The organism is Stenotrophomonas sp. GW821-FHT01H02A (assembly GCF_059422145.1).
Map to the genome: position 1 here is coordinate 236516 of NZ_JBWKWI010000003.1, position 18727 is coordinate 255242.

The 18727-nt window shown below is 68.6% G+C and carries 21 protein-coding genes; 18 read left to right on the forward strand and 3 right to left on the reverse strand.

Features of this window, described 5'->3' with window-relative positions; translation table 11 throughout:
* Nucleotides 1–80 precede the first annotated feature (80 nt).
* Both AC07WC_RS06655 and AC07WC_RS06660 read left to right on the forward strand, forming a co-directional pair.
* On the forward strand, nucleotides 81–530 hold the full coding sequence (locus AC07WC_RS06655) for a PA2169 family four-helix-bundle protein (protein ID WP_495209300.1): 450 nt from the start codon (nucleotides 81–83) through the stop codon (nucleotides 528–530).
* Between the two features lie 201 nt (nucleotides 531–731).
* A complete protein-coding gene (locus AC07WC_RS06660) occupies nucleotides 732–1019 on the forward strand; it encodes a hypothetical protein (protein WP_046272599.1) in 288 nt (95 codons plus the stop codon).
* Nucleotides 1020–1073: 54 nt separating this feature from the next.
* Here AC07WC_RS06660 and AC07WC_RS06665 read toward each other — a convergent pair whose 3' ends face one another.
* Nucleotides 1074–1562, reverse strand: a complete 489-nt coding sequence (locus AC07WC_RS06665; RefSeq protein ID WP_495209301.1) for a GNAT family N-acetyltransferase — start codon at nucleotides 1560–1562, stop codon at nucleotides 1074–1076.
* A gap of 103 nt (nucleotides 1563–1665) precedes the next feature.
* On the opposite strand from AC07WC_RS06665, the gene AC07WC_RS06670 reads away from it, so the two are divergent.
* Nucleotides 1666–2355, forward strand: a complete 690-nt coding sequence (locus AC07WC_RS06670; protein WP_495209302.1) for a helix-turn-helix domain-containing protein — start codon at nucleotides 1666–1668, stop codon at nucleotides 2353–2355.
* A gap of 67 nt (nucleotides 2356–2422) precedes the next feature.
* Entirely contained in the window at nucleotides 2423–3370 is a 948-nt protein-coding gene (locus AC07WC_RS06675) for a DMT family transporter (RefSeq protein ID WP_495209303.1), read from the forward strand.
* On the opposite strand, the gene AC07WC_RS06680 is transcribed toward AC07WC_RS06675, so the two are convergent.
* Nucleotides 3367–3642 carry a hypothetical protein gene (locus tag AC07WC_RS06680; RefSeq protein WP_495209304.1) on the reverse strand — a complete coding sequence of 92 codons (276 nt, stop codon included), beginning with the start codon at nucleotides 3640–3642 and terminating at the stop codon, nucleotides 3367–3369. The two genes, AC07WC_RS06675 and AC07WC_RS06680, sit on opposite strands and share 4 nt — an antisense overlap.
* A 75-nt stretch (nucleotides 3643–3717) precedes the next feature.
* On the opposite strand from AC07WC_RS06680, the gene thrA reads away from it, so the two are divergent.
* Genes thrA through thrC form a run of 3 tightly spaced genes read left to right on the forward strand, consistent with a single transcriptional unit; the run spans nucleotide 3718 to nucleotide 8493 of the window.
* The gene (gene thrA, locus AC07WC_RS06685; protein ID WP_495209305.1) at nucleotides 3718–6240 is read left to right on the forward strand and encodes a bifunctional aspartate kinase/homoserine dehydrogenase I; all 2523 of its coding nucleotides are present in this window, start codon (nucleotides 3718–3720) and stop codon (nucleotides 6238–6240) included.
* A gap of 11 nt (nucleotides 6241–6251) precedes the next feature.
* Nucleotides 6252–7169, forward strand: a complete 918-nt coding sequence (locus AC07WC_RS06690) for a homoserine kinase (protein ID WP_495209306.1) — start codon at nucleotides 6252–6254, stop codon at nucleotides 7167–7169.
* A 31-nt stretch (nucleotides 7170–7200) separates the two neighbouring features.
* Nucleotides 7201–8493 (forward strand): threonine synthase, encoded by a 1293-nt coding sequence (thrC, locus tag AC07WC_RS06695; RefSeq protein WP_495209307.1) that lies wholly within the window; start codon nucleotides 7201–7203, stop codon nucleotides 8491–8493.
* 7 nt (nucleotides 8494–8500) lie between these two features.
* Here the strand turns inward: thrC and AC07WC_RS06700 are convergent, their stop codons facing one another.
* Nucleotides 8501–9262, reverse strand: coding sequence for a Crp/Fnr family transcriptional regulator (locus AC07WC_RS06700; RefSeq protein WP_495209308.1), 762 nt, complete (start codon nucleotides 9260–9262; stop codon nucleotides 8501–8503).
* A gap of 141 nt (nucleotides 9263–9403) precedes the next feature.
* On the opposite strand from AC07WC_RS06700, the gene hisS reads away from it, so the two are divergent.
* The 11 genes from hisS to hisIE all read left to right on the forward strand — a co-directional run bounded on the left by hisS (nucleotide 9404) and on the right by hisIE (nucleotide 18673).
* The gene (hisS, locus tag AC07WC_RS06705) at nucleotides 9404–10801 is read left to right on the forward strand and encodes a histidine--tRNA ligase (RefSeq protein ID WP_495209309.1); all 1398 of its coding nucleotides are present in this window, start codon (nucleotides 9404–9406) and stop codon (nucleotides 10799–10801) included.
* A complete protein-coding gene (locus AC07WC_RS06710; protein ID WP_495209310.1) occupies nucleotides 10798–11091 on the forward strand; it encodes a hypothetical protein in 294 nt (97 codons plus the stop codon). The genes hisS and AC07WC_RS06710 overlap by 4 nt, the downstream gene beginning before the upstream one ends.
* A gap of 163 nt (nucleotides 11092–11254) precedes the next feature.
* A complete protein-coding gene (locus AC07WC_RS06715; protein ID WP_495209311.1) occupies nucleotides 11255–11575 on the forward strand; it encodes a YerC/YecD family TrpR-related protein in 321 nt (106 codons plus the stop codon).
* A gap of 11 nt (nucleotides 11576–11586) precedes the next feature.
* Entirely contained in the window at nucleotides 11587–12498 is a 912-nt protein-coding gene (gene hisG / locus AC07WC_RS06720; protein ID WP_495209312.1) for an ATP phosphoribosyltransferase, read from the forward strand.
* Nucleotides 12495–13790, forward strand: coding sequence for a histidinol dehydrogenase (gene hisD, locus AC07WC_RS06725; protein WP_495209313.1), 1296 nt, complete (start codon nucleotides 12495–12497; stop codon nucleotides 13788–13790). Before hisG ends, hisD begins: the two co-directional genes overlap by 4 nt.
* On the forward strand, nucleotides 13787–14875 hold the full coding sequence (hisC, locus tag AC07WC_RS06730) for a histidinol-phosphate transaminase (protein ID WP_495209314.1): 1089 nt from the start codon (nucleotides 13787–13789) through the stop codon (nucleotides 14873–14875). The genes hisD and hisC overlap by 4 nt, the downstream gene beginning before the upstream one ends.
* Complete coding sequence (gene hisB / locus AC07WC_RS06735; protein WP_495209315.1) at nucleotides 14872–15945, forward strand: bifunctional histidinol-phosphatase/imidazoleglycerol-phosphate dehydratase HisB; 1074 nt, start codon at nucleotides 14872–14874, stop codon at nucleotides 15943–15945. Before hisC ends, hisB begins: the two co-directional genes overlap by 4 nt.
* The gene (gene hisH, locus AC07WC_RS06740) at nucleotides 15942–16544 is read left to right on the forward strand and encodes an imidazole glycerol phosphate synthase subunit HisH (RefSeq protein ID WP_495209316.1); all 603 of its coding nucleotides are present in this window, start codon (nucleotides 15942–15944) and stop codon (nucleotides 16542–16544) included. The genes hisB and hisH overlap by 4 nt, the downstream gene beginning before the upstream one ends.
* Nucleotides 16541–17275, forward strand: a complete 735-nt coding sequence (gene hisA, locus AC07WC_RS06745) for a 1-(5-phosphoribosyl)-5-[(5-phosphoribosylamino)methylideneamino]imidazole-4-carboxamide isomerase (RefSeq protein WP_495209317.1) — start codon at nucleotides 16541–16543, stop codon at nucleotides 17273–17275. Before hisH ends, hisA begins: the two co-directional genes overlap by 4 nt.
* A complete protein-coding gene (gene hisF / locus AC07WC_RS06750) occupies nucleotides 17269–18045 on the forward strand; it encodes an imidazole glycerol phosphate synthase subunit HisF (RefSeq protein ID WP_495209318.1) in 777 nt (258 codons plus the stop codon). Before hisA ends, hisF begins: the two co-directional genes overlap by 7 nt.
* Nucleotides 18035–18673 (forward strand): bifunctional phosphoribosyl-AMP cyclohydrolase/phosphoribosyl-ATP diphosphatase HisIE, encoded by a 639-nt coding sequence (hisIE, locus tag AC07WC_RS06755; protein ID WP_495209319.1) that lies wholly within the window; start codon nucleotides 18035–18037, stop codon nucleotides 18671–18673. The genes hisF and hisIE overlap by 11 nt, the downstream gene beginning before the upstream one ends.
* Nucleotides 18674–18727: the final 54 nt, after the last annotated feature.

Consider the following 18727-nt stretch of genomic DNA (forward strand, 5'->3'; position numbering starts at 1 on the left):
ACTTCATGGCCGATGCGGAAAAGTCGACTCACCCCGAGAACAAACACCGGGCCAAACCGGACCAACAGGAGTACATCGCAGTGAATACCGAATCGAAGACAGCGCATAACTTGAACGACCTGATCGAAATCGCCCGCGATGGCCAGGAGTTCTACACCGAGGCTGCGGGCAAGGTCGAAGATACCGAGTTGGCGGCGCTCTTCACCCGTATCGCCGGTGTCAAGAATGAGATCGTCCGCTCGCTGAGCGCCACGGTTGTCGCCGCTGGCGGCAAGCCGGCCGACCATGGCACCTTCGTCGGTTCCATGCAGCAGTTCTACGGCAAGGTGCGCGCCACCCTGGGCGACAAGCAGTACGGCTACGTGGCGGAGCTGGAAGAATCCGAAGATCGCCTGCTGAAGGCGTTCAAGGACACCCTGACCGACGCCGACACCTCGCCGGCCGCGCGCCAGGAAGTCCAGCGTCTGCTGCCGCAGGTGCAGGAATGCCATGCCGTGATGCGCGACCGCAAGCACGCCATGAAGCACTGAGTTTCAGGCGCGCGGTGCGCTGGCCATTCCCCACGGTCGCCAGTGCACCGCTCCCTGGAGCGGTAACCAGAACAGCCCCGGCACTGCCGGGGCTGTTCGTTCGTGCCCCGCCAGGCGGGGTGGCGCCTGGGGGCCGGACGGCGCCGAACGGTAGTGGGGGAATTGGTGCATACTCGGGACAAAGAGCCGCTTGGATTTGTCATGGAACACATGCGTTGGCTGACGCTTCGTCTCAGCAACAATCAATCCATCGGCCCGAAGGTGCTGATGGACCTGTGGGCCAACGCGTGCGAGACCAACCAGTCCTCGGTGACCCGCGAAACGCTGCCCGGGAAATCGACCTCCTACGCGCTGCACGCGCCGACTTCGCTGGCCTATCCCAAACGCGCGGAGCTGCGCATGCGCAAGCTGCTGGAAGAGGCTGGATACACGTTCACGCTCGGCTCGCTGGCCGACCGCCCGGCACCGCAGCCGGTACGCTTCCGCTGACGCTATTCACCGGCGCCGCATTCATGCTCAACCCGGCCCGCCGCAACCGCCCGTTCAGTCGACGCGGCCGGCGGCTACGCTGCGGACCATGATCCGGACCGGCATGCCCGTGGCATGCTGCAGCGTTTCCAGCGGCGCCCAGCCGAGGCGACGATACAGCCCGCCATCATCGGCCTCGGTCTGCAGGTAGACATCGCGCACGCCCAGCGCACGACCGCGTGCCAGCAACTCACGGATGACCTTCTCGGCCAGGCCGCGTCCGCGGTGCGCCGGATGCACGTACACGCCCCCCAGCCAGTGCAGCCGCTCGGGGCGTTCGGTGCGTTCATGGAACTTGAGCTGCGCCGCGGCGACCGGGACCGCGTCGTCCAGGGCGATCAGCAGCAGGGGCAATTCGTCGTCCTGCAGGAAGACTTCCAGCCGCTGCTGCTCGTCCAGCAGGGTCAGGCCCGGCACGTGGCGTCCCCATTGCTGGAAATACCACTCGGCCAGAACGGGCAGCAGGTCGGGGCGGTCACTGAGGGGAACGATGGTGCAGGCCACGGTGAACGCTCCATGTCGTACGGGTCGGCTGCCATGGTACGCGGATGCGCGCGCTTTTCGAGGCCGCTTGCAGCGCACTTCGCCCTGCGCGCAGACTATCGCCATGCATGCCAGCGCCTGCCACCTGCGGTGTTACGGAACGTCCAGCGATGTGGACCGGCATGACTTTGCGCAATGGGTACTGCCGCTGCGCGGCGATCTGGATTTCGAGGTCGATGCATTCGGCGGCCGCCTGGATGTGCTGCAAGGTGCGTTTGTCGCGCCCGGTGAAGGGCACGCGCAGACCGGCGATGGTGATCATCTGATGCTGATCGTCGATTGCCCGGCCGGGCTGATCGATGACGATACCCTGGAGCATCTTCGCCGCCAGCGTTGGCTGGCACTGCCCAAAGGGCTTCGGCAGCGCCTGGCCGGTGCGTCCGCACCCGGCAGCGACGACCTGCTCGCGACCCTGCTCCAGCAGTACGCGCCCGCCGGCAGTGCGGCACGGCTGCATGCCCTGTGCACCCGGCTCTCGGCCACCCCCGGCGCGGACTGGAACGTGGCCCGCATGGCCGCACTGGTCGGTATCAGCGGCAGTCGCCTGCATGCGGCCTTCGTGCAGGAGTTCGGCGTGCCGCCGCAGGCCTGGCTCAGTGCCTGCCGGCTGCGCTGGGCCAAGCACCGGCTGCTGACCAGCACCGACAGCATCGCCACGATCGCGCTGGATGCCGGCTACTCCGAGCACAGCGCGCTGACCCGCGCGCTGCGCCGGGAAACCGGGCTGACCCCGCAGGCCTTCCGGCGGCAGTAGCCTCGGTCAAGACGCCGCGCGGCTCGGCTTCTACACTGCGCGGCCAATGCACACCGCGTGAGCCGCAATGAATCGATCGATGGGAGTGGGCATCGCCAATGGCATTGCCGCCGGCGCGCTGTGGGGCGTGGTGTTCCTTGCCCCGGCCATGCTGCACAGCTTCAACGCAGTGCAGCTCTCGGCCGGCCGTTACCTGGTCTATGGCCTGATCGCCGTGGTGCTGCTGGCACCGCGCTGGCGGCAGCTCAAGGACCGGCTGGCCTGGCCCGAGTGGCGCGGCCTGCTGTGGCTGAGCCTGGCCGGCAATCTGGTGTACTTCCTGCTGCTGGCCAATGCCGTGCAGTGGGCCGGTGGCGCCGCGGCATCGCTGATCGTGGGATTGATCCCGGTGGTGGTGACCCTGGCCGGCGTGCGCGAAGAGGGTGCGGTGCCGTTGCGTCGGCTGGCCCCGGCGCTGCTGCTGTGCCTGCTTGGGGTGGCGCTGGTGGGCTATGAGGCCTTGATGGCCGAGCATGCGCAGGGGTCTGCCGGGCGCCGTTTGCTGGGCCTGCTGTGCGCGATCGGCGCGCTGTTGTCCTGGGCGGTGTACTCGATCGGCAACAGCCGATGGCTGGCGCGCCGGCCGGATCTGTCCGGCCACGACTGGTCGCTGCTCACCGGCATCACCACCGGCGGCCTGGCCCTGGTGCTGGTGCCGAGTGCCTTCCTGACCAGTACGACGGTGCATCCGCCCGGTGAGTGGCTGAACTTCTGGCTGATCAGCGCCGGCGTGGCGGTGGTCGCTTCGGTGCTCGGCAACGCCTGCTGGAACCGCGCCAGCCGCCACCTGCCGCTGACCCTGACCGGCCAGATGATCGTCTTCGAAACCCTGTTCGCGCTGCTGTATGGCTTTGCCTGGCAGCAGCGCTGGCCGACGCTCATGGAAACGGTGGCCATCGTCTGCCTGATCTCCGGTGTGCTGATGTGCGCGCATGCGCATCGACCGCCTGCCGCGGTGGCCGAGCACGCGGGCTAGGGCGGGCCTTGCTGCGTCTGGATGGTCACAATCGCAACTGTTTGGCCGACGATCGCGGCGGTTTGCGTGTCGCGATCTTTTGCAGCGCAGCACTTGACAAGCAGGGCGGCGGCGTAGTTTTCTTGATCCATGGTCATCACCGCCGCCCACGCCACTGTGCTCGTACCCGCTACCGCGGGCGGCCAGGCCGTGTCGACCGGTACCACCATCATTACCACCGCCACCACTCGCCCGGTGCGGCCCGTCGTCTTCGCGTAATTTCCGAAAACCACGGCCCCGCACCCAGATCAGGTGGCGGGGGAAACTCTCAAGCCTGATGTGACGCGGGGCCTCCCATCGAGGTCAGCATGTCTTCTGTCGCCGCTTCCGCTCCACCTTCCGCCCCGCCTGCCGTGTCCGTCGCCGCGCGGGCCGGTGCGGCCACCGTGGTCCACAAGTTCGGCGGCACCTCGGTTGCCGATGCCGAGCGCTATCGCCATGTGGCGCAGCTGCTGCTGGCCCGTGAGGAGGCGATGCAGGTCACCGTGGTCTCGGCGATGAAGGGCGTCACCGATGGACTGATCGGCGTGGCGACGTTGGCGGCCGAAGACGGCTCGGCCTGGCGCGAGCACTGGCATGCGCTGCGTGTCCGCCACCGCGGTGCCGCCGTTGCCTTGCTGGGTGAGCACGCTGGCGCGACGGTGGAGTGGCTGGACCAGCGCTTCGATCAGCTGGCCGAGGTACTCGGCGCGCTGGCGGTGATCGGTGGCCTGCCCAGCGAAGTGCTGGACCGTGTGCAGGGCATGGGCGAGGTGTATTCCGCCGAACTGCTCGGCCAGTACCTGCGGACGCTGGGCGAAGACTGCGCCGTGCTGGATGCGCGCGACGTGCTGGTGATCGAGCGCGGCGAGCTGGGCGTGGACGTGGACTGGGTGCGCAGCGCCGAACGCCTCGCCCAATGGCGACTGCAGCATCCGCAATCGCGCATTGTGGCGACCGGCTTCGTCGCGCGCGACCGCCAGGACCGCATCACCACATTGGGCCGCAACGGCAGCGACTATTCCGGCGCGATCTTCGCTGCGTTGTTCAATGCCGATGAACTGCATATCTGGACCGACGTGGACGGCGTGCTCTCGGCCGACCCACGGGTCGTGCCCGAAGCGGTCCAGCTGGAAGCGCTGAGCTACGACGAGGCCTGCGAGCTGGCCTATTTCGGCGCCAAGGTGGTGCACCCGCAGACGATGTCGCCGGCGATCGAGCGCGGCCTGCCGATCATCATCCGCAACACGTTCCACCCGGACCATCCGGGTACGCGCATCACCGCCGAGCGCACCGCGTCCGGCCCGATCAAAGGGCTGACCCTGAGCCCGGACCTGGCCGTGATCAATCTGGAAGGCACCGGCCTGATTGGCGTGCCGGGCACCGCTGAGCGGGTGTTCGCGGCGCTGCGCAATGCGCATGTGTCGGTGGTGATGATCTCGCAGGGGTCCTCGGAGCACTCGATCTGCTGCGTGGTGAAGCAGGCCGAGGCGGTGCGTGCGCGCGAATCGCTGCTGCAGGCGTTCGCGCATGAACTGAGCCTGGGCCAGGTGCAGCGCGTGCAGTTGACCGACAACGTAAGCGTGCTGGCGGCGGTGGGGGATGGCATGGCCGGGCAGCCGGGCGTGGCCGCGCGCCTGTTCGAGTCGCTGGGCCGCGCGCAGGTGAACATCCTGGCGATCGCGCAGGGCTCGTCGGAGCGCAATATTTCCGTGGCGGTGGACAGCCGCCATGCGACCAAGGCCCTGCGCGCGGCGCATGCCGGGTTCTGGCTGTCGCCGCAGACATTCTCGGTCGGCGTGATCGGCCCGGGCAACGTAGGTGCGGCACTTCTGGACCAGCTGCAGGCCGCCCAGGTGCAACTGCTCGGCCGCGCCAATGTGGACCTGCGGCTGCGTGCGGTGGCCTCGCGCAGCCGCATGGTGCTGGACGAGCGCGGCCTGAAAGGCGACTGGCGCGCGGCGCTGTCCGGCCCGGCCCAACCGAGCGATCTGGACGCATTCACCGAACACCTGCTCTCCGCACATCTGCCACACGCGCTGATCATCGACTGCAGTGGCAGTGCCGATGTGGCCGACCGCTATGCCGGCTGGCTGGCCGCGGGCATCCACGTGGTCACCCCGAACAAACAGGCCGGTGCCGGTCCGCTGGAGCGCTATCACGCGATCCGCGAGGCGGCCGCCGGCAGCGGCGCGCGTTTCCGTTACGAGGCCACGGTGGGTGCGGGCCTGCCGGTGATCACCACGCTGCGCGACCTGGTCGATACCGGCGATGAAGTACTGGCGATCGACGGCATTTTCTCCGGCACCTTGGCGTGGCTGTTCAACAAATACGACGGGCAGGTGCCGTTCTCCGAGCTGGTCAGCCAGGCGCGGGGCATGGGCTATACCGAGCCGGACCCGCGCGATGACCTGTCCGGCGTGGACGTCGCGCGCAAGCTGGTGATCCTGGCGCGCGAGGCAGGCCGTGAGCTCAGCCTGGCGCAGGTGCGCGTGGAGAGCCTGGTGCCCGAGGCGCTTCGCCAGGCCAGCGTGGACGACTTCATGGCCGGCCTGCCGCAGATCGATGCGGTGTTCGCCGAGCGGCTGGCGGTCGCCAGGGCCGAGGGTGCGGTGTTGCGCTACGTGGCGCGCCTGACCCCGGATGGCGCTGAAGTAGGACTGGTCGCGCTGCCGGCGGGACATGCCTTTGCCAACCTGCGTCTGACCGACAACGTGGTGCAGTTCACCACGCGCCGCTACTGCGACAACCCGCTGGTGGTGCAGGGGCCTGGCGCCGGGCCGGAGGTGACCGCCGCCGGCGTGTTCGCCGATGTGCTGCGCGTGGCGGTGGGCGAAGGAGCACGTCTGTGAGTCAGGGCCGCATGACGGAAGCACGCGCATTCGCACCGGCCTCGGTCGGCAACGTGGGGGTCGGGTTCGACATCCTTGGCCACGCGATCGAAGGCGTTGGCGATACGGTGACCGTGCGGCGTATCGAGGCGCCCGTGGTACGCATCCACGCGATCCGCGGCACCACGGTGGACCTGCCGCTGGTGGCGGAGGACAACACCGCCGGTGCCGCGTTGATCGCACTGCGTGCCGCGCTGGATCTGCCGTTCGGGTTCGAGGTGGAGATCGACAAGGGCATCGCGCTGGGCTCGGGCATGGGCGGTTCGGCCGCGTCATGCGTGGCGGCACTGGTCGCCGCCAATGCGCTGTTGCCGCAGCCGCTGTCGCGCGAAGCGCTGTATCCATTCGCGTTGACCGGCGAGGCGGTCGCCAGTGGCGGGCGGCACGGCGACAACCTGGGGCCGATGCTGCTGGGCGGGCTGGTACTGAGCACGGCGGACCGGCTGGTGCCGGTGCCGGTCCCGGTGGCGTGGCACAGCCTGCTGGTGCATCCGGATGCGGTGCTGGAGACCCGCCGTGCACGCGCTGCATTGCAGGGCCATTACGCCTTGGGCGAGTTCGTCGCGCAGAGCGCGAATCTGGCGCTGGTGCTCAGTGGCTGTTACACCGCCGATGCCGCGTTGGTTCGTGCGGGCCTGCGCGACGTGCTGGTCGAGCCACGCCGTGCCGGTCTGATCGCCGGCTTTGCAGCGGCGCGCGATGCCGCCCTGGATGCCGGTGCGATGGGCGCCAGCATTTCCGGTGCGGGGCCGAGCGTGTTTGCCTGGTTCGAGCAGCGCGAGGCCGCATGTGCCGCGCAGTCCGCGGTCCAGCACGCATTCGCTGACGCAGGCTTCGACAGCCAGGGCTGGGTGTCGCCCTTGAATGCGCCCGCCGCCCGCCTGCTGTGACGCCTCCACACTTTCTACTTTGGGATGTCCGATGAAGTTTGTCTCCACGCGTCACGCTGCCCCCGCCACCTCGCTCAGCCAGGCGCTTGCCGCCGGCCTTGCCCCGGATGGCGGCCTGTATGTTCCCGAGCACCGTCCGCGCCTGCAGCACTGGTCGGCGCGCGATTCCTTCGCGCAGACGGCCGCGGCCGTGCTGGCGCCGTATTTCCATGACGATGCCCTGGAGCAGGTGCTGCCCGAACTCTGCGCGCAGGCCTTCAATGTCGATGCGCCGCTGCGTCCGCTGGCGACGGCCGACGACCATGTGCTGGAACTGTTCCATGGCCCCACGGCCGCCTTCAAGGATTTCGGTGCGCGCTTCCTCGCGGCCTGTCTGGCCCGGTTGCAGCAGGGGCGCGAGCGTCCGCTGACGATCGTGGTCGCGACTTCCGGCGATACCGGGGCGGCGGTTGCGGCTGCCTTCCATCGGCAGCCGGGGATCCGGGTGGTGGTGCTGTACCCGGATGGACGGGTCTCGCCGCGGCAGGCGCATCAGCTCGGGTGCTTCGGCGACAACATCCACGCGCTGCGCGTGGCAGGCTCCTTCGATGATTGCCAGGCCATGGTGAAGCAGGCGCTGGGCGATCGCGAACTGCAGGCCGAGGTCCCGCTGAGCTCGGCCAACAGCATCAGCCTGGGCCGCTGGCTCCCGCAGATGAGTTACTACGCGCATGCGGCGCTGGTGCACCAGGCGCAGACCGGCCACGTGCTGAACCTGGTGATTCCGACCGGCAACCTGGGCAATGCGATGGCGGCGATCCTGGCGCGGGCGATGGGCCTGCCGCTCGGACAGATCGCCCTGGCGACCAATGCCAACGATGTATTGCCGCGCTACTTCCAGGGCGAGGCCTACCGCGCGCAGACCAGCGTCGCGACCATCGCCAACGCGATGGACGTGGGCGCGCCGAGCAATGTCGAGCGGCTGCGCTGGCTGTACAACGACGATGATGTGGCGCTCCGGGCCGCGTTCACTGCCGAGTCGGTGGATGATGCGGCGATCCGCGAACTGATCAAGCGGCGGCATGACCTGCACGGCGAGGTGTTCTGCCCGCATACCGCGACGGCGGTGGCGCGCCTGGAGCACCTGCGTGCCGCCGGCGCACAGGGGCATTGGGCGGTCGCGGCGACCGCGCATCCGGCCAAGTTCGAATCGGTGGTGGAGCCGCTGATCGGCAAGCCACTGACGGTGCCGCCGGCACTGGCTGCCTTGCTGGAGCGGCCTGCAACGGCCGAGGCATGCGCACCGGCCTATGGCGCGCTGCGTGAGGTGTTGTTGCGCGGGTGAGGTGGAGTCAGTACGACTCGTCGGCCGACAGCTTCTGAAGGCCGGCTTCGTCCAGGATCTCGACGGTATTCAGATGGGGCAGGGCGATCAGGCCCTGCTGGCGCAGCTTGGTGAAGGTGCGGCTGACGGTTTCCATGGTCAGGCCGAGATGATCGGCGATGTCGCCGCGGCCCATCGGCAGGGTCACGCGCAGCCCCGTTTCACCGAGCAGGGCTTCGCGCGCGGCCAGGCGCAGCAGGAAATCGGCGACCTTCTCGGCCGGCTGCAGCCGGCCCAGCGCCATCGCGGCATCCTGCGCGGCATCCAGTTCCTGGCAGGCGCGCTGCAGCAACTTGCGCTCCAGGTGCGGGAAGCGCGAGCGCAGGTCCTTCATCTGCGGCAGTGATACGCGGCACACGCGGCTGTCGGCGATGGCCTCGATGTCATAGCGGTGGTGATCGCTGCCACTCAGCCCCAGGAAATCGCCGGGCAGGACGAACCCGCTGATCTGGCGGCGTCCGTCGGCCAGGGTGCGGACCAGGCGCAGCGCACCGGCGGTAATCGTATAGACATGTTGACGCGGCTCGCCGGCACGGGCCAGGGTGGACCCGAGCGGGAGGGGCTGGGAAACGGTAACCCGTTCCAGCGCCTGTACTTCATCCGGCGACAGCGCCGAGCAGACCGCCAGGTGCCGGACCGAGCAATGCAGGCAGTCGCGCAACGGCGAGCAACCGGGGGCGGCGGGGTCTTCAACAGCGGAAAGCGCGGTACCGGAGTGGGGCCGGGTCATGTCAGGTCAGCAAGCGGGGCCTGCCTATGATACTTCATGCCGCCATTGGCCCGGTCCGCAGGCCCGGATGCGGCCCGTCGCGCTGGCTGCGGCTAGAATATGCCGCTCGCTCATCCCCCCGTTTCCGCAGGAGTCCCGCAAGTGATCAAGCCCCGTACGCCGCCCGGCATCATGGAATTGCTGCCGCGTGAGCAGATCGCGTTCCAGCGCATGCTGGACGTCATCCGCCGCAACTACGAGCGGTTCGGGTTCCTGCCGGTGGAAACCCCGGTGTTCGAGCTGTCCGATGTGCTGCTGACCAAGTCCGGCGGCGAGACCGAGCGCCAGGTGTACTTCGTGCAGTCCACCGGCGCGCTGGCCAACGCCGCCGAAGCCGAAGCGAAGGCGCTGCCCGAGCTGGCCCTGCGCTTCGACCTGACCGTGCCGCTGGCACGCTACGTCGCCGAGCACGAACACGACCTGACCTTCCCGTTCCGCCGTTACCAGATGCAGCGCGTGTACCGCGGCGAGCGTGCCCAGCGAGGCCGTTTCCGTGAGTTCTACCAGTGCGACATCGATGTGATCGGCAAGGACACGCTGAGCAATCGCTACGACGCCGAAGTGCTGGCGGTCATCCATGCGGTGTTCGCGGAGCTGCGCATCGGGGATTTCTCGGTGCAGCTCAACAACCGCAAGCTGATGCGCGGCTTCTTCGAAAGCCTGGGCGTGGCCGATGGCGAGCGCCAGCTGGCGGTGCTGCGTGAAGTGGACAAGCTGGACAAGCGGGGCGCCGATTACGTGCGCGAGACGCTGGGGGGCGAGGGCTTTGCCATTCCGGCCGAGCAGGTCGAGCGCATCCTGGCCTTCGTCGCCGTGCGTTCCAGCAGCCATGAAGATGCCCTGGCGCAGCTGGATGCACTGCTGGTCGACGGCGCCGCCAGCGAAACGCTGAAGCTGGGCGTCGCCGAACTGCGCGAAGTGCTGCAGCTGGTCAAGGCGCTGGGTGTACCGGAAACCGCGTACTGCCTGAACTTCTCGATCGCGCGCGGCCTGGATTACTACACCGGCACCGTCTACGAGACCACGCTGACCGACCACCCGCAGATCGGCTCGATCTGCTCGGGCGGCCGTTATGAAGACCTGGCCAGCCATTACAGCAAGTCCAAGCTGCCAGGCGTGGGCATCTCCATCGGCCTGACCCGCCTGTTCTGGCAGCTGCGCGAGGCCGGCCTGATCGCCGGGATCGAGGACAGCAGCGTGCACGCACTGGTGGCCCTGATGGACGACAACGGCCTGGCCGAGTCGCTGGACATCGCCCGTCGCCTGCGCGTGGGCGGGATCAATGCCGAAGTGCAGATGGAGCCGAAGAAGATCGGCAAGCAGTTCCAGTACGCCGCCAAGGCAGGCATCCGCTTCGTCGTGCTGGCCGGTGAGGATGAGCTGGCGCGTGGCGTGGTGGCGGTCAAGGATCTGCTGCGCGAGCAGCAGTTCGAGGTCGCCCGCGACGAGCTGGCCAGCGCGCTGCAGGTTGAGTTGGAGCAGGCCAAGGCGATGGCATGAAACAGGTCGCGGCAGGGGCACTGATGGTGCTCCTGCTCGCTGGCTGCCACAGCGATCCCGCCCTGCGCAGCGAGCGGATCGGCCCCGGGCATTACCGGCTCGTGGTTGATCGCTGCCATGTGATCGACCACGCGCAGCTCGAACGCGACCTGCGCGAGCTGGCCGGGCGACAGTGTCCCCACGGCGCCGGGGCGTTGGAGGCGGTGGAGTCGCTCCCCAGCCCCCAAGGCAGCCTGCTCGGTGAATGCCGCCGCAGCGGCGCGCTTAGGGCCGAGGTCCACTGCCGGTAGTGCCGACAGTTGCTCGGCACGAATCCCCGCTGATTCATACAACGCCCGCCACGCGGGCGTTGTTCGTTTCCAGACCCTGAACCGGGCCATTCCGCCCTCTGTGGCGGTTTGACCATGCGCCGTCATTTGCGCTAATGTAATAGCACGCTATTACATTGATACAATGAAACTACGTCCCGTCCCCCGCGAAAAAGATGCCCAGGCCGATCTGGCCTCGCTGGCGCGTGCCTTTGCTGCCTTGTCCGATCCGGAGGCCGTGACCGCGTTCCTGCGCGACCTGTGCACCCCTGCCGAGCTGGAGGCGCTGTCCGATCGCTGGAAGGTCGTGCCGCTGCTGCAGCAGGGCGTGCCGTATCGCGAGATCCATGAGCTGACCGGGGTCAGCGTGACCACCACCGGGCGCGTGGCGCGCTCGCTGGACCACGGCCACGGCGGTTACGCCGCCGCCATCGCCGCCACGCCGCCTTCCCCCGCATCCGAGTAGAGACCACCCCCATGAGTGCAACCCAGACCGCCCCGGCACGCGACCGGCTGCGTATCGCCATCCAGAAGAACGGGCGGCTGGCCGAGCCGGCGCGCAGCCTGCTGACCGCCTGCGGGCTGAGCTGGCGGCAGAGCCGCGACAAGCTGTTCTGCTACGGCGAATCGCTGCCGGTGGACCTGCTGCTGGTCCGCGACGACGACATTCCCGGCCTGATCGCCGATGGCGTGTGCGATTTCGGCATCGTCGGCCGTAACGAGCTGGACGAGCAGGGCGCCGCGCGCCGCCGGATCGGCCTGCCGGACGCCTACCAGGCGCGGCGCGGGCTCAACTTCGGCCAGTGCCGGCTGATGCTCGCGGTACCCGACGAGTGGGAGTGGACCGGCGTGGCGCAGCTGGCCGGCAAGCGCATCGCCACCAGCTACCCGGCGATCCTGGCCGACTGGCTGGCCGCGCGCGGCGTGGATGCGCAGGTGGTCGAACTGTCCGGCTCGGTCGAGATCGCCCCGCGCCTGGGCACGGCAGACCTGATCTGCGACCTGGTCTCCAGCGGCGCGACGTTGGCCGCCAACCAGCTCAAGCCGGTCGAAACCCTGCTCGAAAGCGAGGCCGTGCTGGCCGGTCCGGTCCGCACGCCCGACGACGCCCGCGCCGGCCTGATGGCGATGCTGCTGCGTCGTCTGGATGGCGTGGTGAAGGTGCAGGACAGCAAGCTGCTGATGTTCCGCGCCGAACTGGACCGGGTGTCCGAGCTGACCCGCCTGCTGCCCGACGCCGACCCGCTGGTGCAGTTGCCCGATGACGGCGGTCACCTGCGTTTGCAGACCATGTGCCACGGCGCATTGACCTGGCAGCGGTTGGAGGAACTGGAGCGCGCGGGGGCGCAGGGCTTGATGGTACTGAGTGTGGAGCGGTCGCTGGCATGAATCGTTTGACGTGGTCCCAATTGGATGCCGGCGCCCAGGCGCAGGCGCTGCAACGCCCGGTCCAGGCCGTGGCGGCACGTACCCGTGAGTCTGTCGCGACCCTGATCGCGGCGGTGCGCGGAGGCGGCGACGTCGCACTGCGCGAGATCACCCTGCGTTTCGACGGAGTGGCGCCGACGACCTTCGAGGTCAGCGAGGCCGAATTTGCCGCCGCCGAACAGGCGGTCCCGGCCGAACTGCGCCAGGCGATGATCGATGCTGCCACGCGTATCCGTACGTTCCACCAGGCTGGCATGAGCACGGGCTATGCGGTCGAGACCGCCCCCGGCGTGCGCTGTGAGCGCGTGGTGCGCCCGATCGGTCGGGTGGGTCTGTATGTGCCGGCGGGCAGCGCGCCGTTGCCGTCCACTGCGTTGATGCTGGGGGTGCCCGCACAGCTGGCTGGGTGCCGCGAAGTGGTGCTGTGCACGCCGCCGCGCAAGGACGGCAGTGCCGATCCTGCGGTGCTGGTGGCCGCGCGCCTGACCGGTGTGCACCGCGTCTTCAAGCTGGGCGGCGCGCAGGCAATCGCGGCGATGGCCTATGGCACCGACAGCGTGCCGGCCTGCGACAAGTTGTATGGGCCGGGGAACAGTTACGTGACTGAAGCCAAGCAGCAGGTGGCCCAGGACGGCGCGGCGGCCATCGACATGCCGGCCGGTCCGTCCGAAGTGCTGGTGATTGCCGATGCGGGCGCCAATCCGGCGTTCGTCGCCGCCGATCTGCTGTCGCAGGCCGAGCATGGCCCGGACTCGCAGGTGCTGTTGCTGACCGATGACGCAGGAATGGTGGAGCGCGTTGAAGCGGCCGTGGAGGCGCAGCTGGCGCAACTGTCGCGTGCGGAGATCGCCGCGCAGGCGCTCGCTTCTTCGCGCCTGATTCTGGTCGATTCGCTTGATGACGGCTTCGCGATCAGCAACCGGTACGCGCCGGAGCATCTGATTCTGGCGCTGCGCGAGCCGCGCGCATGGTTGGAGAAGGTGGAGGCCGCCGGTTCGGTGTTCCTCGGCGACTACACCCCCGAAGCGCTGGGCGACTACTGCAGTGGCACCAACCACGTGCTGCCCACCGCCGGTGCGGCACGTGCCTACAGCGGTGTCAGCGTGGCCAGTTTCCAGAACCTGATCAGCGTGCAGTCGGCCACCGCCGCCGGCATCGCGGCGATCGGCGAGTGCGCCCGTGTGCTGGCCCGTGCCGAGGGTCTGGATGCGCACGAGAACGCGGTAACCCTGCGCATGGAGGCGGCCGCATGAGCACTGCCTCCGTCCTGTCGCTGGTCCGTGCCGATCTGCAGGCGTTTACCGGGTATTCCTCGGCACGCAGCAGTGTGCTGACCGGTGATGTCTGGCTCAACGCGAATGAGTCGGCGTGGGCCAACCCGGCCGACGTCGCCGGTGGCGCGCGCCGCTATCCGGACCCGCAACCGGTGGCGCTGCGTGATCGCCTGGCCGAGCTGTATGGCTGCGCCTCCGGACAACTGCTGATTGGTCGTGGCAGTGACGAGGCCATCGATCTGCTGGTACGCGCGCTCTGTGAGCCGGGCCGCGATGCGGTGGTGACTACGCCACCGGTGTTCGGCATGTATGCCGTCTGCGCCCGCCTGCAGAACGCGCCGTTGATCGAGGTGCCCCTGGTCGACCAGGGCGATGCGATGGTCGCCGATATCGATGCCGTGATCGCCGCCGCACTCTCGGGCAACGCCAAGCTGGTGTTCCTGTGCTCGCCATCCAATCCCGCCGGCAGCGTGATCACGCTGGCCGAGATCGAGCGGGTGGCCACGGCGTTGCAGGACAGGGCGCTGGTGGTGGTGGATGAGGCCTACGGCGAGTATGCCGAGCAGCCGTCCGCGACCACGCTGCTGAACCGTTACGACAACATCGCCGTGCTGCGCACGCTGTCCAAGGCGCATGCGCTGGCGGCGGCCCGCATCGGCAGCCTGATCGCCGATGCCGCGCTGATCCAGCTGCTGCGCCGCTGCCAGGCACCCTATCCGGTGCCAGCACCCTGTGCCGAGTTGGCGCTGGCCGCGCTCGGCAACGAGAATCTGGCCGTGACCACGCAGCGCATCGCACAGATCACCTCCGAACGTGCCCGCCTGGCATCGGGCCTTGCGGCGCTGCCCGGCGTGCTGCGCGTCTATCCCTCGCAGGGCAACTACCTGCTGGCCCGCTTTGCCGACGCACAGGGCGCGTTCGATGCGCTGCTCGCGGCCGGCGTAGTGGTGCGTGACCAGCGTGCCGCGCCGCAGCTGGGCGATGCGCTGCGCATCACCATCGGCAGCGCGGAGCAGAACGACCGCGTACTCGCCGCCCTCACTGCCCGGAGGGCTGCCGCATGACCCCGATTCTGTTCGTCGACCGCGACGGCACCCTGATCGAAGAGCCCGCCGATTTCCAGATCGATGCCTACGAGAAGCTGCGCTTCGTGCGCGATGTGATCCCGGCGATGCTCAAGCTGCGCGATGCGGGCTACCAGTTCGTGATCGTCAGCAACCAGGATGGCCTGGGCACGGAAGGCTATCCGCAGGCCAGCTTCGATGGCCCCAACGACCTGATGCTGCAGATCTTCGCCAGCCAGGGCATCACCTTCCGCGACGTGCTCATCGACGGTACCTGGCCGCAGGACAACGCGCCGACCCGCAAGCCGGGCATCGGCCTGATGCTGCCCTACCTGCAGGACCGCAGTATCGACTGGGCCCGTTCGGCGATGGTGGGCGACCGCCTGACCGACATCCAGTTCGCCGGGAACATGAAGATCCGTGGTTTCCAGCTGCGCACCGAGCAGTTCGGCGGCGACTGGGACTGGACCTCGATCGCGCACGAACTGGCCGACGCGCCGCGCCGGGCGAGCGTGCAGCGCAATACCAAGGAAACGAAGATCCGGGTCGAGGTCGATCTGGACCGCACCGCCGAGCCGCAGACCCACACCGGGCTGCCGTTCTTCGATCACATGCTGGAGCAGATCGGCAAGCACGGCGGCTTCGCGCTGAGCGTGCAGGCCGAGGGCGATCTGCACATCGACGAGCACCACACCATCGAAGACACCGGCTTGGCGCTGGGCCAGGCCCTGCGGGAGGCGCTCGGCGACAAGCGCGGGATCGGCCGTTACGGTTTCACCCTGCCGATGGATGAAACCCTGGCCAGTGCCGCGCTGGATTTCAGTGGGCGCCCGTATTTCGTGTTCGAGGGCGGGTTCAAGCGCGAGCGCGTCGGCGACATGCCGACCGAGCTGGTGCCGCACTTCTTCCGGTCGCTGTGCGATGCGGCCGGACTCAACCTGCACCTGAGCGTGCGCGGTGACAATGATCACCACAAGGTCGAGGCCTGCTTCAAGGCGCTTGCCCGTGCGCTGCGCCAGGCCTTGCCGCGCCAGGGCACCGCGCTGCCGAGCACCAAGGGGGCGCTGTGACCGAGGTCGCGCTGATCGATGCGGGTGGGGCCAACCTCGGCTCGGTCCGCTATGCGCTGGAACGGTTGGGTGTGCAGGTGCGGCTGGTCCGCGATGCGCAGGGACTGGAGGGCGTCACGCGGGTGATCCTGCCCGGCGTCGGCGCCGCTCCGCACGGGATGGCGCGCCTGCATGCACAGGGTCTGGTCCAGCCGTTGCGTGACCTGCAGGTGCCGCTGCTCGGCATCTGCCTGGGCATGCAGCTGCTGTTCGACGGTTCTGAAGAAGGACACGTCGAATGCCTGGGCCTGTTGCCCGGGGTCGTGCGCCACCTGCGCCCGGCAACCGGCATCCGCGTGCCGCACATGGGCTGGAACCGCTTGCTGCCACTGCGCGAGTCGCCGTTGCTCGCCGGCGTGCCGGAACGCGCCAGTGCCTACTTCGTGCACAGCTACGCCGCGCCCTTGGGCGAAGACACCGTGGCGGCGTGCGATCACGGTGGGCTGTTCGCGGCCGTGGTGCAGCGCGGCCGGCACAGTGGGGCCCAGTTCCACCCGGAACGCTCGGCCGACACCGGCGCGCGCATCCTGCGCAACTTCATCGAGATCGAACCGACATGAGTTTCATCGTCTATCCCGCCCTGGATATCCGCGAAGGCCGTGTGGTGCGGCTGCTGCAGGGCGACTACGCGCAGCAGACCACCTACGGCGATGACCCGTTGCCGCGCGCCCAGGCCTTTGCCGCGGCCGGCGCGAGTTGGATGCACCTGGTCGATCTGGATGCCGCACGTGCCGGCGGTTACACGCTGGCGCCGCTGCTGTCGGCGATCGCGGCGCAGACCGGTCTGCAAGTGCAGACCGGCGGCGGTGTGCGCTCGCGCGATGACGTCGCCCGGATGCTCGAGGCCGGCGCGACCCGCGTGGTGGTCGGCTCGGTGTCGGTGCGTGAGCCGGACACGGTGATCGGCTGGCTGCGCGAGTTCGGCCCGGACCGGCTGACCATCGCGCTTGATGCCCGCCAGGCCGAAGACGGCCGCTGGCTGTTGCCGGTGCATGGCTGGACCGAGACCGCCGAAGACACTCTGGAGGTGTTGGCCCAGCGCTACGCCGCGGCCGGCATGCAGCACCTGCTGTGCACGGATATCGCCCGCGACGGCATGCTGTCCGGGCCGAACATCGATCTCTACGGTCACCTGGCGCAGTTGCTGCCAGGCGTGGCGGTGCAGGCCTCCGGCGGCGTGCGCGACGCCGACGATGTCGCCCAGGCCAAGGCGGTCGGCTGCGGCGGGGCGATCCTCGGCAAGGCATTGCTGGAAGGGCACATGACCCTGGAAGGAGCACTCGCATGCTGAGCCGCCGCCTGATTCCGTGCCTGGATGTACGCGATGGCCGCGTGGTCAAGGGCGTGCGTTTCCGCGATCACGTGGACATGGGCGACATCGCCGAGCTGGCGCTGCGCTACCGCGACCAGGGCGCGGACGAGCTCGTGTTCTACGACATCGGCGCCAGCCCGGAAGGGCGCGCGGTGGATGTGGCCTGGATCGAGCGCATCGCGCGCCTGATCGATATTCCGTTCTGCGTGGCCGGTGGGATCAGTGACGTGGAGACCGCGCGGCGCGTGCTGCATGCCGGCGCCGACAAGATTTCCATCAATTCCCCGGCGCTGGGCCGGCCGGAACTGATTGAAGAACTGGCCGATGCCTTCGGCGTGCAGTGCGTGGTGGTCGGTATCGATTCGGTGCGCGAGGCGGACGGCGAATGGCGGGTGCGCCGGTTCAGTGGCGACCCGGACAAGACCCAGGCGGTGGCGGTACGTACGCTGGACTGGCTGGTGGAAGCACAGCGCCGGGGCGCCGGCGAAATTGTGCTGAACTGCATGGACAGCGATGGTGTGCGCCGCGGTTACGACGTGGCCCAGCTGCGCCAGGCGCGTGCGCTGTGCCACGTCCCGCTGATCGCCTCCGGTGGCGCCGGCGGCATGCAGGACTTCGCCGATGTGTTCGACCAGGCCGACGTCGATGGCGCGCTGGCCGCCAGTGTCTTCCACAGTGGCGCCATCGCCATTCCCGCGCTCAAGCAGTTCCTGCGCGAGCAGCAGATCGAGGTTCGAGATGTCTATTGAGGTGAGTTCCATTGACGTGCGGCCGTCGCGCGAGGCGCTGGCGCAGCTGGACTGGGGCAAGGGCGATGGCCTGTTGCCGGTGGTGGTGCAGGACACGGACACGCTGCGTGTGCTGATGCTGGGCTATGCCAACGCGGCCTCGCTGGAGCAGACCCTGGCCACGGGCCACATGACCTTCTTCAGCCGCAGCAAGCAGCGGCTGTGGACCAAGGGCGAATCCTCCGGCAACGCGCTGGCGGTGACTGCGGTGCGGATCGACTGCGACAACGACACCCTGCTGGTGAGTGCGCGCCCGGCCGGGCCGACCTGCCACACCGGCAGTGAGAGCTGCTTCCCGCAGGCCCCGGGCAATTTCCTGGGCCGGCTGGATACCGTGGTGCGCGAGCGCGCGCAGCAGCGCCCGGCCGGGAGTTACACCACGTCGCTGTTCGAGGGTGACATCCGGCGCATCGCACAGAAGGTGGGCGAGGAGGGCGTGGAGACCGCCTTGGCCGGGGTGGTGCAGGATGATGAGGCGCTGCTCGGCGAGTCGGCTGACCTGCTGTTCCACCTGACCGTACTGCTGCGTGCGCGTGGTCTCTCGTTGGACGACGCGGTCGCGGTGCTGGCGGCGCGCCACGCGGGATAAGGCGAGAGCTCACCTCGTTTAACGTCGGTGAAACGCGGTGCAGGCGATGATGTG

Excerpts from the sequence above, each read along its gene's own strand:
- AC07WC_RS06660 (WP_046272599.1), top strand. The coding sequence starts at position 732 with ATGGAACACATGCGTTGGCTGACGCTTCGTCTCAGCAACAATCAATCC.
- AC07WC_RS06670 (WP_495209302.1), top strand. The coding sequence starts at position 1,666 with ATGCATGCCAGCGCCTGCCACCTGCGGTGTTACGGAACGTCCAGCGAT.
- AC07WC_RS06675 (WP_495209303.1), top strand. The coding sequence starts at position 2,423 with ATGAATCGATCGATGGGAGTGGGCATCGCCAATGGCATTGCCGCCGGC.
- thrA (WP_495209305.1), top strand. The coding sequence starts at position 3,718 with ATGTCTTCTGTCGCCGCTTCCGCTCCACCTTCCGCCCCGCCTGCCGTG.
- AC07WC_RS06690 (WP_495209306.1), top strand. The coding sequence starts at position 6,252 with ATGACGGAAGCACGCGCATTCGCACCGGCCTCGGTCGGCAACGTGGGG.
- thrC (WP_495209307.1), top strand. The coding sequence starts at position 7,201 with ATGAAGTTTGTCTCCACGCGTCACGCTGCCCCCGCCACCTCGCTCAGC.
- AC07WC_RS06700 (WP_495209308.1), bottom strand. The coding sequence starts at position 9,262 with ATGACCCGGCCCCACTCCGGTACCGCGCTTTCCGCTGTTGAAGACCCC.
- AC07WC_RS06710 (WP_495209310.1), top strand. The coding sequence starts at position 10,798 with ATGAAACAGGTCGCGGCAGGGGCACTGATGGTGCTCCTGCTCGCTGGC.
- AC07WC_RS06715 (WP_495209311.1), top strand. The coding sequence starts at position 11,255 with ATGAAACTACGTCCCGTCCCCCGCGAAAAAGATGCCCAGGCCGATCTG.
- hisG (WP_495209312.1), top strand. The coding sequence starts at position 11,587 with ATGAGTGCAACCCAGACCGCCCCGGCACGCGACCGGCTGCGTATCGCC.
- hisD (WP_495209313.1), top strand. The coding sequence starts at position 12,495 with ATGAATCGTTTGACGTGGTCCCAATTGGATGCCGGCGCCCAGGCGCAG.
- hisC (WP_495209314.1), top strand. The coding sequence starts at position 13,787 with ATGAGCACTGCCTCCGTCCTGTCGCTGGTCCGTGCCGATCTGCAGGCG.
- hisB (WP_495209315.1), top strand. The coding sequence starts at position 14,872 with ATGACCCCGATTCTGTTCGTCGACCGCGACGGCACCCTGATCGAAGAG.
- hisA (WP_495209317.1), top strand. The coding sequence starts at position 16,541 with ATGAGTTTCATCGTCTATCCCGCCCTGGATATCCGCGAAGGCCGTGTG.
- hisF (WP_495209318.1), top strand. The coding sequence starts at position 17,269 with ATGCTGAGCCGCCGCCTGATTCCGTGCCTGGATGTACGCGATGGCCGC.
- hisIE (WP_495209319.1), top strand. The coding sequence starts at position 18,035 with ATGTCTATTGAGGTGAGTTCCATTGACGTGCGGCCGTCGCGCGAGGCG.